General features: G+C 44.9%; 15 protein-coding genes. All 15 read right to left on the reverse strand.

The window, feature by feature from the left end; genetic code table 11:
- Positions 1-35: 35 nt before the first annotated feature.
- On the reverse strand, positions 36-428 hold the full coding sequence (locus tag A5883_RS10145) for an OsmC family protein (RefSeq protein WP_010747810.1): 393 nt from the start codon (positions 426-428) through the stop codon (positions 36-38).
- Positions 425-1,315, reverse strand: coding sequence for an ATP-binding cassette domain-containing protein (locus A5883_RS10150; RefSeq protein ID WP_086338475.1), 891 nt, complete (start codon positions 1,313-1,315; stop codon positions 425-427). Before A5883_RS10150 ends, A5883_RS10145 begins: the two co-directional genes overlap by 4 nt.
- Positions 1,315-2,193, reverse strand: a complete 879-nt coding sequence (locus A5883_RS10155) for an ABC transporter ATP-binding protein (RefSeq protein WP_060791841.1) — start codon at positions 2,191-2,193, stop codon at positions 1,315-1,317. Before A5883_RS10155 ends, A5883_RS10150 begins: the two co-directional genes overlap by 1 nt.
- Positions 2,194-2,196: 3 nt before the next feature.
- Positions 2,197-3,027 (reverse strand): ABC transporter permease, encoded by an 831-nt coding sequence (locus A5883_RS10160; RefSeq protein WP_010747808.1) that lies wholly within the window; start codon positions 3,025-3,027, stop codon positions 2,197-2,199.
- A complete protein-coding gene (locus A5883_RS10165) occupies positions 3,027-3,986 on the reverse strand; it encodes an ABC transporter permease (protein ID WP_002307597.1) in 960 nt (319 codons plus the stop codon). The genes A5883_RS10160 and A5883_RS10165 overlap by 1 nt, the downstream gene beginning before the upstream one ends.
- Positions 3,987-4,058: 72 nt before the next feature.
- A complete protein-coding gene (locus A5883_RS10170) occupies positions 4,059-5,639 on the reverse strand; it encodes an ABC transporter substrate-binding protein (RefSeq protein ID WP_081116608.1) in 1,581 nt (526 codons plus the stop codon).
- 51 nt (positions 5,640-5,690) lie between these two features.
- A complete protein-coding gene (locus tag A5883_RS10175) occupies positions 5,691-6,521 on the reverse strand; it encodes a MetQ/NlpA family ABC transporter substrate-binding protein (RefSeq protein WP_002307592.1) in 831 nt (276 codons plus the stop codon).
- Between the two features lie 256 nt (positions 6,522-6,777).
- A complete protein-coding gene (locus tag A5883_RS10180) occupies positions 6,778-7,872 on the reverse strand; it encodes an aminotransferase class I/II-fold pyridoxal phosphate-dependent enzyme (protein WP_016608218.1) in 1,095 nt (364 codons plus the stop codon).
- On the reverse strand, positions 7,862-9,061 hold the full coding sequence (locus tag A5883_RS10185; protein ID WP_086338476.1) for a MalY/PatB family protein: 1,200 nt from the start codon (positions 9,059-9,061) through the stop codon (positions 7,862-7,864). The genes A5883_RS10180 and A5883_RS10185 overlap by 11 nt, the downstream gene beginning before the upstream one ends.
- Positions 9,051-10,019, reverse strand: a complete 969-nt coding sequence (locus A5883_RS10190; RefSeq protein WP_074932144.1) for a homoserine O-succinyltransferase — start codon at positions 10,017-10,019, stop codon at positions 9,051-9,053. Before A5883_RS10190 ends, A5883_RS10185 begins: the two co-directional genes overlap by 11 nt.
- Before the next feature lie 399 nt (positions 10,020-10,418).
- Positions 10,419-11,189: a C39 family peptidase gene (locus tag A5883_RS10195; protein WP_015509325.1), complete on the reverse strand. Its 771-nt coding sequence runs from the start codon at positions 11,187-11,189 to the stop codon at positions 10,419-10,421.
- Between the two features lie 138 nt (positions 11,190-11,327).
- Positions 11,328-11,939: a hypothetical protein gene (locus tag A5883_RS10200; protein ID WP_086338477.1), complete on the reverse strand. Its 612-nt coding sequence runs from the start codon at positions 11,937-11,939 to the stop codon at positions 11,328-11,330.
- A gap of 119 nt (positions 11,940-12,058) precedes the next feature.
- Entirely contained in the window at positions 12,059-12,946 is an 888-nt protein-coding gene (gene rsmA / locus A5883_RS10205) for a 16S rRNA (adenine(1518)-N(6)/adenine(1519)-N(6))-dimethyltransferase RsmA (RefSeq protein ID WP_086338478.1), read from the reverse strand.
- Complete coding sequence (gene rnmV, locus A5883_RS10210; protein ID WP_016608225.1) at positions 12,943-13,515, reverse strand: ribonuclease M5; 573 nt, start codon at positions 13,513-13,515, stop codon at positions 12,943-12,945. The genes rsmA and rnmV overlap by 4 nt, the downstream gene beginning before the upstream one ends.
- Complete coding sequence (locus A5883_RS10215) at positions 13,508-14,278, reverse strand: TatD family hydrolase (RefSeq protein ID WP_086338479.1); 771 nt, start codon at positions 14,276-14,278, stop codon at positions 13,508-13,510. The genes rnmV and A5883_RS10215 overlap by 8 nt, the downstream gene beginning before the upstream one ends.
- Between the last annotated feature and the right edge of the window lie 162 nt (positions 14,279-14,440).

Genomic DNA, 14,440 nt, shown 5'->3' on the forward strand with positions numbered 1-14,440 from the left:
GCCTATTGGTTTCAGGCACACAAAGTCTTTTTCGATTAAATAAACGTCACTGTTTCCGTCACTTCGATCGCTGGATCTAATGATTGGATCACGGGGCAATTTGGTGAAACGAGTTTTAGGCAACGGGTCGCTTTGTCATGGTCGGCTTCAGCGATTTTCGCATAAAACTGAATGTGGATGGCACTGACTGGTTGGGCTTTTTTGTTGTCATCCCGGTCATAGCTGACTTCGATCTTTTCGATTTCTGCTGTGATTTTTGAATTCTCTAGGACGGATGCGTATACATAGCCGCCGCAAGCAGCGACCGCACTCACCAGCATTTGGACTGGCGAATAGCCTTTTTCCCGTGCTAATACCCAATTGCCAGTTGGGGTCGTCATTTCAAATTTGTCGCTTCCTTGATGGATCGTCAATGTTTCTACTGTCATCGTTTTTCTCTCCTCACAAAATGATCTGGTTCAACTTCGACCCATTCATACAATGGTGTCAAAGTAATCGTGCTTTGAATCTCCGTTTGTTCCATCGCACCTCTTGCTAACACAGGATCAGCGATCGGCGCTGCTGCTAATAATTTCTTCGTGTAAGGATGCAGCGGATTGTCAAACAAACGGTCGGTGGGTGCCAATTCAACTAGTTTCCCTTGATACATGACGGCTGTTCGGTCACTGATATGACGAATCACGGACAAGTCATGGGAAATGAACAAATAAGACAATGAAAACTCTTTTTGCAGACGCAGCAGCAATTGGATGATCTGAGCCTGAATGGAGACATCTAATGCCGAAGTCGGTTCATCACACAAGACGAACGCCGGGCGATTGACCACCGCACGAGCGATGCCGATCCGTTGCCGTTGTCCGCCGCTGAAACCGCGGGGCAGTTTATGGACATCATCACCCGTGATCCCGACGATCGCTAAGATTTCTTTGGCTTTCGCTCGGGCAGCATCTTTCGTTTCATGATACAACGGCTCCATCACCAGTTCAAGTGCCGTCATGCGGGGATTCAATGATGAATACGGATCTTGGAAAATGATCTGCATTTGCTGATACGCTGCTTTGCGATCTTCTGCCGTCAATGCTGTTAGCTCTTTGCCTTCGAAGAAAATCTCCCCGCTTGTTAAGGTCTCTAAATTTAAAATACTGCGTCCTAAAGTGGTTTTCCCACTCCCAGATTCCCCTACTAGCCCCAATGTCTCGCCCCGATGGATCGTTAGACTGACATCTTCGACCGCTCGGACTTCACTGACAGTGCCGCGCCAGTTTTTGCTGCGAAAGGTTTTCGTCGCATGTTCTACGCGAATCAGTTCTTCCATTATTCTGTCACCTCCTGATTGCGCCAAACGCGATGGGTCTTAGATAACTGCGTTTCTTGCAACTCATCTGCCAATGTCTCATGATAGTCAAAGACTTTTAATTCGGCATGCTTGTCGCCTAAATGTGCCGCTTGCAATAATTGTTTCGTATAAGGATGCGCAGGTTGATAAAAGATCTCTTCCGTGGTGCCTTCTTCCACGACTCGACCTTGATACATCACTTTAATAAAGTCGCACATTCCTGCAACGACCCCAAAGTCATGGGTCACAAGGACGACGGAAAGCTGGTTCTCTCTTTGCAGGTTTTTGATCAAGGCCAAAATCTGTGCTTGGATCGTCACATCTAAAGCCGTCGTCGGTTCATCTGCGATCAGTAATTTCGGTTGCGCCAATAAAGCCATGGCGATCATCACCCGCTGACGCATCCCTCCTGATAGCTCGTGGGGATATTGTTTCATACGTTGTGCTGGAAAAGGTATGCCGACTTTTTCTAACTCTTTGACGGCGATTTCTTGAGCTGCTTTTTTCGATACGTTTTGTGAGCGGCGAATCACTTCGATCAAATGATAGCCAATCGTACGCAAAGGATTCAACGAAGTCATCGGGTCTTGAAAAATCATGGCGATCGGTAATGTTCGACGATCGGTCACTGCTGCTCCTTCAAATGTATAACTGGCATAGTGATCGGTCACCTTATCAGGCAAAAGATCCATGACACTTTTCATGGTCATACTTTTGCCACTACCAGATTCGCCGACGATCCCAACCACTTTGCCTTTTGGAATCACTAGATCCAGCTTTTTGACTAACGGTTTCGGACCGGTTTTGCTGTGAAACGTCACATTCAACGCTTCGATCGCTAACAATTCTGTCTTCATCGGTCACACCTCCCTTTGCAAGACATGTTTGATCATGTCGCCGATGTTGTTGAAGGAATAGATGGTGAAAATAACAAAGAGCCCTGGAAGGATCGCCATGTATGGTGCCCGCTGCAAGCTGTTTTGCGCATTTTGCAACAGACTGCCCCACGAAGCCATCGGCTGCTGAATGCCTAATCCGAGGAAGCTCAATGCTGATTCGGTCATGATCGCCCCAGAAATACTTGCGGATGCCGCAACGATCAAGGTTGGCAGTACTGCTGGGAAAACATGCTTCACGATAATACTGAATGAAGAACGACCGATAAATTTCCCGTAAGCAACATACTCCCGTTCTTTCGCTGCTAACGTTTCACCACGAATCAAACGAGCGATGTTCATCCATGAAAACCCGCCGATCACAATAATGATCGTGGTTAGTCCAGGACGTAAAAAGACGCTCAAAACGATCACTAACACCAGCCAAGGAATCGATGACAACACATCGACGAGTCGCATCAGCAAGTTATCGATCCATCCGCCAAAGTAGCCAGAAACAAGACCGACAAGAGTCCCAATAAACGTCGCAGTGATCATTGCCAACACACCTACAAACAAGGACACCCGACCGCCGTAGACGACCCGAATAAAGTAATCCCGGCCCACTTCATCGGTCCCAAACAAATGAGCCCAGCTCGGTGGCTGTGACATGTTGCTGACATCCGTTGCATTGGGATCGATCGGGATCAAAGGCGCAACGAGCGATAGCACGATCAATAGGGTCAAGAAAACGACAGAAAAAGTATAGATGGGCGAAGCAAGCATGACTTCACTGATTTTTTTGAAACGTTTCATTACTTGCTCCCTCCTTTACGGATACGTGGATCAACCACAGAATATAATACATCCGCTAACAAATTCCCTAAGATGACCAGTGTTGCTGACAGCAGCATGATCGCCATGATCACAGGATAATCGAGGCTTTTCGTTGCACTCATCAAGTAAGGTCCGACGCCCGGCCAGCCGTAGATCGTTTCTGTGATGATCGCACCGGTAACTAACATCGGTAACGCCAATCCGATTTGGGTGACAACGGGAATCAAAATATTGCGACTGATGTGACGGCTGAAAATCTGCCATTTGCTGGCATGAAATGCCCGTTGCACCATCACGTAGTCTTCTGATACTTGCTGAGTCGCTGATGCCCGAATATACCTTGTCAAATCTGGGAAGAAGGCGACAGTCAATGTGATATAAGGCAAAATAAAGTGCTGCAGAAAATCGCCAAAATCCCCTTCTTTGCCGACTGTATACATGCCAATGATTGGGAACATATTCAATAAGTAACCAAATACATAAATCAAGATCATCGCAAACCAGAAGGTCGGCACGGCGATCCCTAGAGATGCCACAGCGTCAATGATCCGATCCCAAATCTTTCCTTTGTTGGCAGCGGCTAACAGACCCAAAATGATCGCCAGCAATAAAGCCGTCAAATATGCAGGGATCACTAGCCGCATCGTATTCGGGATCCGAGTCGCAAGTTCTTGTGAAATGCTGCTTTGAGAAACCAACGAAAAGCCAAGATTACCAGTAAGAACATTTCTGATCCAAAGAAAATATTGAACCAAAAAGGGTTGATCCAAGCCATAGCGCTGCCGCAACAGATCGATTTGCTCTTGTGACATATTCGGTGTCGTGATGGAATCGATCACATCATACGGGGCGATATGTATTAGTGAAAATACGATAAAAGAGATCACAAATAGCAAAGGGATTGCTTGCAATACTCGTTTTGCAATATATCGAAACATAATTGACCTTCTTTCTTTTTCATAGAAAAAAGCTGTGATAAAAAAGATTCCTCTTTATCACAGCCAATGGATTTACTTGATTGTCAATTTAGACATATCTTCGAATGTATAGATTGGGATCAAGCCTGCATCTTCTACATTACCAATTCGGTTATTGACCGCTAAGATTTTCTTGTTGTCAACGATTGGGTAAATGATCGCTTCGTCAGCAATGGCTTTTTGCAGATCATCGTACAATGCTTCACGCTTGTCTGTGTCCAATTCAACTGCTGCTTGCGCAAACAAATTGTCAATGGTTTCGCTATTGCTTTGGAAGTAGTTGGCACTGCCGCCAGTTTCGAATAAACTGCCGTATAAGTCAGGGTCATTCCCCATGATATACCCGCCAAGGAACAGGTTGTATTTCGTTGAATCAGGTTTTTTCAACTCAGTGAAGATCGCAGTACCATCGCCCCCTTCAAGGGTAACTGTAATGCCTGCTTGTTGCAATTGTTGTTGGATCAACGTAGCTTGGATCGTTTGAGCTGGGTCAGTTGAGTTGAACGCCAAGTTCAATGACAAATCAGTGACACCTGCTTCTTGTAAAAGCTCTTTTGCTTTTTCAGCATTTGTTTCATATTTCTCGACATCTTCGGTGACGTATGGATTGTTCGGTGGTAAGAATGAATACGGTGTTGCATAATAGTCTTCATCTAAATACGCAGCTTGATTTAATTCATCTTTGTTCAAAGCATACAAGACTGCTTGACGGACCTTCACATCTTGTAATGCATCTGAATGAGTATTTAAGCCTAAGTATCCGATGCGGTTTTCTGTATAGGGATAAACAGAAATTTGCGTATCATCTAAGTCTTCGATATCTGAAGGCAAAACAACGGCTGCGTCAACTTCCCCTTTTTGCAAAGCAACTTTGGCCGTATCAGTACTTTCAATGATCCGCAAGGTCACGTTTTGAATCGAAGGCTTGCCGCCATAATAGTTTTCATTGGCTTCAAAAGTAAAGTACTCACCACGTTTGTATTCTTTCAATTGATATGGACCCGTACCAACTGGTTTTTCAGGCAGTTCACTGACCGAAAAGTCGCTAACATCTTTAAAGATGTGCTCTGGAATGATGTATGTTTCGGTTGCGATATTGCTGATTGCTGCTGCACTCGGTGTTGGCAACACAAATTTCACGGTGTATTCATCCACTTTTTCGATCGCGATCGGCTGGTCGTCGACCCAAAGCGAATCGGCATTCCCGTTTTCTTTTTTGACTTTTTGTTCATACGTGAAAACAACGTCATCGGCAGTAAAATCTTCGCCATCTGACCATTTGACATCTTGTTTCAAATGCACGGTCAACGAAAGGCCGTCTTCCGCCGGTTCCACTGATTCTGCTAACGCATTTTGTGTTGTTCCATCTGCTTCCACTGTAACGAGTGGAGAATAGATCATGTTTGTCACTGTCAATCCCCAGCGATCACTGGTGTTGATCGGGTTGGTGGACGATGGGTCCCCGCTGATGGCATAAGTGAATGTTGCATCATCGCCAGCACCAGCTGCACTGCTGGTTGCCGTTTCCTCTGTATTTGATCCACCGCAAGCTGCTAGAACGAATCCTAGTCCGACGACGGCAACACTTGCTAAACCTTTTTTCCAATTGATCATTTTTCCATCCTACTTCCTGTTCCTATATAATTATAGTAGATTTTTTGCTTTTTATTCCCAAACAGGGATACTTGATTTCTTGGTAACTTCGTCAATAATTGCTTTTACTTCATCGGTCTGATAATACGCTACGACCGTTTGGTACACATCATTTTCTGCTTCGTCTGCTCGCGCAGCAATGACATTATAATAGGGCGTGGAGGAGTCAGCCACAGGTTCTAAGAAAATCGCATCTTCTGTAGGAACCAAGCCAGCATCGACTGCCATGCCGTTGTTGATCAAAGAGATGTCGACATCGGTCATTGCCCGAGCCGTTTGATTGGAATCAAGCAGCTCAAATTTCAAGGCTTTGGGATTCTCAGTGACATCACTGGTTGTTGGCAGTAACCCTTTTGATTCATCCAAAGTGATTAAACCGGCCGTTTGTAAGAGTAGTAGTGCGCGGCTCTCATTTGACACATCATTGGGTAAAGCCACCGTGGCACCATCTGCCAATTCGCTGACATCAGTGATTTTATCGGAATAAATACCAAGTGGGTTTAATGTCGTATACGCAATCGTCGTGTTGGAATAACCACTTTCTTCGTTGACATTATCCATAAAAATTTCCGTCAATGCTGCGTGAAGATCGATTGACCCATCCTCTAGTGCGACGATTGGTTGGCGATAATCGGTGAACTTCACCAGTTGCAAGTCGATATTTTCGTTTTCCTTCAATTCTTCTTGCACATGTTCCCAGGCTTCATTTTGTTCGCCAACGACACCTAATTTAACGACGGTCGTTTCTTCATCCGCTTGGTTGGTGCCACAGGCAGCCAAGCTAAACAAGGCAAGCAGCCCAATCACTCCTGTCGTCAACACATTTACTACATTTCTTTTCATCCCTTTTTTCCCCTTTTGTTCCCTCCTCAGATCAATCGTCCTATTTCCTTGTCGAATGGCCCAACTAGACCAATTTCCCCTCTGTTTCTCAAAACAACCTACTTTTTCAAAGGAGAAATGGTTAATCCCTGTTGCCGTCAACCGAAAACATCGGACTCACTATTCATATGTAGTGTAACTTTATCCTATACAACTAAAACTGTCAATAAAATTACTCTACAAAAGTAAGTTTTTCACTAGCTGATCTGTGGTTGGGTTATTTGAATATCTTCAGTGCATTTTCTAAGTCATCGATCAAATCTTTACTACTTTCGATCCCAATGGAAATCCGTAAAAGATCCGGCGTCAATCCATAAGATTCTCTTACCTCTTGAGGAATATCTGCGTGGGTCTGTGTCGTTGGATACGTGATGAGACTTTCCACACCACCCAGGCTTTCCGCAAAGGTAAAGACCTTTAATGCCGCTAAGAAGCCGCTGATTTTGGTTTCATCAAGCACCCGAATACTGATCATCGCCCCTGCATTTGGGTACAGCACCTCTTTGACCGCCGGATGGGCTCGTAAAAAGCGGCCAACTTCCTTAGCGTTGGCTTCCTGTCGTTCAAAGCGCAACGGCAGCGTCTTTAAACTTCGGATAAATAACCACGTATCAAAGCTGCTCAAGGTCGGGCCTGAAGTATTGGCTAAATAATTCAAGCGCTCCCCTACTTGCGCATCTTTGGCGATGACGACGCCAGCCAAAATATCATTGTGACCTGATAAGAACTTGGTGCCTGAATGGATCACTAGATCCGCGCCTTCTTCTAAGGGCAGCTGTCGTAATGGCGTCAAAAAGGTATTATCTACGATCAGTAGCGCCCCATGGTCGTGAGCAAGCTTGGCGGTTTCAGCAATATCCGTCACGGTCATCAAAGGATTCGTTGGGGTCTCTAAAAAGACAGCCGTTACCTCGTCAGTTAGTTTTTCACTTAATTCTGTTACAGTGCTGAAGGTATCGAAGAATGCCCGTTGGCTTTTTTCCAATTCCGCAAAGTAGCGAAAGCTACCGCCATACAAATCACGAGAAACCAAAAAGCGACTCCCGCTGGTAAATAAGTCAAAAATCAAAGCGATCGCACTCATGCCAGAGCTGGTCACTACTGCCCGAGCTCCTTTTTCTAATTCAGCAAGACCTGCTTCTAAGATATCACGGGTCGGGTTTTTGGTACGGGTATAATCATAGCCTGTACTTTGCCCTAACTCGGGATGAGCAAAGGTCGTGGAAAGATAGATCGGTGGGCTGATCGCCCCAGTTTGCTGATCCGAATGATTGCCTAATTGTGCCAGAAAAGTTGCTGTATCAATCGTCATGTCGTTCCTCCTTTTTGATTGCCTCGATCATGCGATCAAGGGCTTCTTGAATGATCGTCGGTGTTGTCGCAAGATTCAGACGAATCAAGCCCTGACCGTCTTGTGAAAACCATTCCCCATAGTCGACTGCCAGACCGGCAGTATCTTGGATCACGTGCTTGGTTCGTTCTTTGGCAATGACTTGCCGCAGATCGACCCAGAGAAGATAGGTTCCTTCTAATGGCAGGAGCTCAATTTTGGGAAATGCTTCTTGCAGTTGCTGGCGGACCATTTGTTCATTGGCAGCAATCACCAAAAGCAGGTCATCTAGCCATTGATCCCCCGATTCATACGCGGCTTTCGCAGCCACCAATCCCAAACGATTAACTTCCGTCTGCTTGTATTGTCGGCACCACTCCTCATAGGCTCTGCGCATCTCTAAATCAGGAATCCAAACATGAGAGAGCAATAATCCTGCTAAGTTGAAGGTTTTTGAGGGCGAATCCAGAACGATCAGCTTCTCAAAGCCGAACCCCTGTGCCACTGTCACGGCTGAAACAAATTGCTGCTCACCGAGTATCAGCTCACAATGGATCTCGTCGGCGATCACGACAACCTCATGTTTTTGGCAAATGGCCAATAACTGATGCAGTTCTTTCTCTTGCCAGACCCGCCCTACTGGATTGTGGGGGGAGCAGAGAATAAATAGTTTCACTTTTTCTTCAATGATTTTGCCTTCAAAAGCAGCAAAATCGATTTGATAAGAATTCCCCACCTTTTGTAAGGGTGCTTCTATCAAGCGCCTTTTCGTCTCTTTGATGCTGTCAAAAAAGGGATAATAGACGGGCGGCTGGATCAAGATGCCATCGTCTGGTTCTGTGAAACAATGAAGCAAATCAACCAAAGATTGGACGACCCCTGTGGAAAACGAGAGCCATTTTTCTTCGAATTTCGTCCCCCAGTGGCGATCTTGCCAAGCTTGATAGGCTAAAAAATAGCCTGAGGGGGGAATCGCATAGCCAAAGGTTCCTTGAACAACCAGTTGCTGCAAGGCTTCTTCCACTGCCTTTGGCGCAGCAAAATCCATATCAGCTACCCATAAAGGCAAAAGCTTTTCTCCTTGGAACCGTTGATCCACAAGATCCCATTTTAAAGAATCAGTGCCTTTTCGCTGTCTAGCATAGTGGGAGAGAAAATGCTCAATCGTCATTGATACTCACCCGACCTTCTGGCTCACTGCCAATTCGGTAACCTTCTTTCGTCGGCGTGACGGACAGGTCATACGGCGTTCGCAAATAGGTTTCATTGATCCAATTGCTGAAAAACAAAGAGGCATGTCCCCGCCAACGGTTGGTAATTTTACCGCCTAAACGGTCATAGGCAAAGTAATTTTTGGGCAATGCGGTAGCTAAGCCCCGTTCCATGTCTCGCAAGTACTCTTCATTCAAGGTCGTTGTGTGGTATTCAAAATGTCCTAGCAAGAAGGCATTTTTATGATCTTCTGATACGAAGATGGAAGGCCCTGTTTCAACACCCGCTGCCAAGATTTCTAAAGGCGCTTGGGCGAGCTGGCCTTCATCGATGCCAGTATAGCGCGAATGGGGCGTATAAAAGACGTCGTCAAAACCGCGAACGAGCGGATGAAAATGCGTGACTGCTTGTTCGAAGACGCCAAACAACTTGCTTGGGTACAAAACTTTGTCGATACCATAATGGTAATAAAGTCCAGCTTGTGCCCCCCAACAAATATGCAGGACTGAAGTGCAATTCGTCTGGCTCCAATCCATGATCTCTTGCAGTTCTTGCCAATAATCAATGGCTTCAAAGGCCATTTTTTCAACAGGGGCACCAGTGATGATCAAGCCGTCGAATCGTTGGGACTGGATCACTGAGAATTCTTGATAGAACTTTTCCATGTGATCGACAGACGTGTTTTTACTTTCGTGGTACTTCATTTTCAGTAAAGTTACTTCAATTTGCAGCGGACTTTGGGAAAGCAGGCGCAGCAATTGATTTTCTGTGGCGATCTTTTTCGGCATCAAATTGACGATCGCGATCTTCAAGGGACGAATCTCTTGTTTCACCGCTTTATGCTGCAGTAAGGCAAAGACATTTTCTTTTTGCAGGACCGCTGCAGCGGGTAGTTCTTTGGGAATAATGATCGGCATTGCTTCAACTCCTTACAGATAAATTTCTTGTTGAAAAGAAGGCGAATAGTTTCGGCTGTGAGAAACAAAAAAAGCCGCCCTTTTATCCTTACGGATAAAAGGGACGACTTGATGCGCGTTACCACCCTAATTCGTGTTATTCTCACAAATAACACCTCAACAGTACACTATGATACTTGGCGCTGTAACGGGCGCATGCCGTTTTGCTGGCGTGAACCAACAAAAAAACTCAGAGCTCATCTTCACTGATCACCGCATGTCTCCTTTTTCACCAACCGGAGTCTCTGTACCTTTGTTGATCTGCTACTCTTCTCTTCAACGTTATCGATTTCTTTGTTTAATTTTAAAAAATTATAATTGTTTTTTCATTTACTGTCAACGGCAAGTTAGGGGTTTTTCTTAGATTTCTTCTAAATATAAGTATTGCTGACCCATTTTTTCATAGATCGCTGCTAAGTCTTCTTTGCTGACTTCACGATCCTTATGTCCATAAGGGTCGTTGACATACATCGTATCACCATCGATGCCTGTGATCACCACCGAATGGATCAATGCCGTCACAAGGATTTCGCCATTTTGGGTATTCCATTGAAAGAAATCCGCATCGGTAGGTACTTGTAATTCTAATGTCGCAATCATCCAAACTGGTTTCCCAGATTGTAGTACTTTGACGATCTCATCAAAGCTTTTGTCTCGTCCACTAACAACTTCGTATTGCTCTTTTACAATCCTTTCGGCGACATCGGTGATCGGTTCTACGTCAACCCCCATCGCGCTATCACCGCCATAGATGTTTCCAACAAAGCCTTCTCGCGGATCTCCATGGTGATAATAATCCTCATAAAGCGGGACATACGCTAATTCTTCCGCCAATTGATTTTTATTGGTATCAAATCCGTAAAAATTCAAGAGCATCGATAAAGCCGTTACCTCACAGCCATTCCCTAACGCCACTTCATCGAATTGATTTTCTAACGGAACATCCAATTGAATAACCTCACTGTATTCAGGCTCTGGTGTTTGTTCTTCATCCGAAAGTGCTAGTGTCAATTCATCCTCTATCTTTTCAAAGGGGGACTGCCCGTTCTTACTGTCATAAAAAATCAGCAGAAAGAAGAGCATCAAGACGAACATACCTAAAAGTAACCGTTTTAACTTTTTCTTCTTCATCTACTTCCTCCTCTTGTATATTATAACTTATTTCTGTTTATTATTTCACTATAATAAACTTTTTAAGAAGGAGTATTTTCTTAATCTAAACACAAAAAAATAGACCCGTTTAGGCAGCGGGTCTATTCAAACTGGCGCTTATGCCGCTTTCTTCTGTTTCTGAATAAAGCGTCCTTTTGCTTTCGAAAACGAACGAATATCAAATTGTTTGCTTAAGGCACCTGCAACAAAATAAGCCAAATTGAAATCGATCAAGCTATGGATCAAACCGCCGATCCCCATCAAAACGAACAAGAAATAGTAGAAATTACCATCGAATGCGGTCCCTGGTACATTTCCTGTGAAGTAAAAGGCGGCAACGACTGCCATTTCTACGGCAGAATGGATCAGTCCGATAATCAAGTTAAAGCTCTGAAATTTGATATTCAATAAAGAGGGTTTGCCATTTTTTAGTAAAATATCTGGGTGCTTCTGTAAATAAAAGGCACCGATGACGGCAAAAACAACATGGGACAATGCCCGTAAAGCAATGATTGGTGGCAGTGTTAAGAAAAAGCCAAAGGTCGTTCCTAAAGCTACCGCGATCGCCATCGCAGATGAAAAGAACATCGCCACAAAGACGGGCACATGGCTAGCTAAGGTAAAAGATGCTGGTCCGATGACGATTTTGGGCATTACCATGGGAATGACGATCCCCATGCCGATCAACAATGCAGCGATCGTTAAATGGCGGATGGAATGATTTTTCATTTATACTCTCTCCTTCAATGTGTCATGACAGTTCTGTCTTGCTTATTCTACTGGTATTTCCACGAGGTGTCAAGACACAAAAAAAACGAATGTTTATTCAACATCCGTTTTTATTGAAGTTATCCTTTACGCGCTTGCATTTCATTGCTTAATTTGGCAAATTCCGCTAACGACAGCGTTTCTCCACGTCGTTTCGGATCGATCCCACTTGCTTCTAAGCTGTCTGCCAACCACTGTTTGGTTGTTTCATCTTTTCCATAGCTATTTTGCAAATTGTTCCAAAGGGTTTTACGACGCAGCTGAAAGGCTGCTTTCGTTAATTTGAAAAACTCTTTTTCATCGGTGACTGCGACTGCTGGTTGTGATCGACGCGTCAATTTCAAAATAGCCGAATCAACATTCGGTTGGGGCACAAAAACGGTTTTCGGGACGATGAATGCCAGTTTTGCTTCCATGTAGTATTGCACAGCGATCGACAACGAGCCATAGGCTTTAGTCCCGGGAACTGCTGAGATTCGATCTGCCACTTCTTTTTGCATCATCACGACCATTTCATCTACTTTTACCTGAGACTCTAAAAAGTGCATCATAATTGGCGTAGTGATGTAGTAAGGCAAATTTGCGACAACTTTTAATGAAGCAGCCGTATCGCTGAATGCTGACTGAATGGTCGTTGCCAGATCTGCTTGCAAGACATCTTGATGAATGATTTTCACATTTTGATATGGCTGCATTGTGTCGGCTAACACTGGGATCAACCGATCATCAATTTCAAACGCCAACACTTGCTTGGCATGTTTTGCCAACTGTTCGGTCAGCGCACCGATTCCAGGACCAACCTCAATGACGTTTGTCGTCTCGTCGATGCCTGCAGTTTCTACGATTTTCCGTAAAATATTCGGTTCTGTTAAGAAGTTTTGCCCTAAACTTTTTTTAAAGGTAAAGCCATGTTTCGCTAAAATCTCTTTGGTTCTTGAGGGGGTTGCTATTTCCCGTTCTTCCTTCACAATTCTTCCTCCACTATTTTCATTGCTTCTGCCAACTCTGCATCGGTGATACGAAACATTGTCAGCCGCTTCTCTAATTGTTTGCCGTTCGTATAGCCGATGCGTAAAAGATCCCCCAACCGCTCTCGTTTCTCTTTCGCTCCAGCTCCTGCGATCAAGCCATACGCTAACAACTGTTGCCGATCAATGGTCCCCTCACTGACTTCATTTGAAGCAATCGGGGTTACGACTTTTCGCAAGGCTTCTTTCAACGCTTCATGGCTGGCGTGTTCCACGCCTAAACTGCCCTTGCTTTTCGGTGCTGCCTGACTGCGCGGTAAAAAGGCATGCTTGGCATCAGGAACGACTTCCATAATGATTTTGCGAATCTTTTCTCCCGAAAAATCGGGATCGGTAAACACGATAACCCCTCGTGTCTCTTGGGCGTGCTCGATTTGATCAAGGATCGTGTCATCGATCGCCGAACCGATCGTCTCGATGGTATCTACATCGAACACTTCTTGCAATCGGCGGGTGTCGTCTTTGCCTTCGACGACAATGATTTCTTCGATTTTCGGTTTATTAGTCATTGATCCTAAACAAGCGATGGGCATTTTTTGTCGTGTAGGCCGCAACATCAGCCACCGCTTCTTGCCGCAGCTCCGCGATTTTATCCACTACATAATGAGTATAGCCCGGTTCATTGCGCTTGCCACGATAAGGAACAGGGGCTAAATACGGCGCGTCAGTCTCAACGAGCAGCCGATCTTGTGGCACGACTTGCGCAGCTTCTTGTACCTCCGTCGCCTTTTTGAAGGTCACGACACCACTAAAGGAAATATACATTCCTAGGTCCAAGAACTTTTTCGCCCATTCGCCATCCCCACTAAAGCTGTGCATGATGCCGCCGATCGTTTGGACTTTTTCATCCTTTAAAATCGCATAGGTATCTTCTAAGGCTTCACGGGTATGAATACTGATAGGCAGCTGATGTTCACGGGCGATCGCCATTTGCCGACGAAAGACCTTTTCTTGAACTTCCTTCGGATCTTCCATCCAGTGATAGTCTAAACCGATTTCACCTAGGGCAACGACTTTTGGTCGTTCCAAGCGCTCTTGCAAATAGGTTTCCACTTGTGGGGTATAAGAACCAGCTTCGGTTGGATGCCAACCGATAATACTGTAAATGCCAGGATATTCTTTGCTTAATACTAACGATTTTTCAATCGTTGGTTGATCGAAACCGACGACCGCCATCTCCGTTACTCCTAGTTCTTGCGCACGGGCGACCGTTTCGGGAATGTCTTCGTTAAACTGTTCTGCATTCAAATGTGTATGAGAATCAAAAATCATGAAATCTCCTCCTTAGTCCTTCTATACTCTAGCATATTTTGACGGTTTAAGAAACGAATCCTCTTCGCTTTTTTCAGCAGTTTAAGAAAACTTTCAGCAAGCAAAAAAAATCCGCCCAAAGTTGGAGGACGCCGAAGCTGATTTTCTCTATACTGAGGGTAA

The sequence above is a fragment of the Enterococcus sp. 5B3_DIV0040 genome (assembly GCF_002140755.1).
Taxonomy (GTDB): Bacteria; Bacillota; Bacilli; order Lactobacillales; family Enterococcaceae; genus Enterococcus_D; species Enterococcus_D casseliflavus.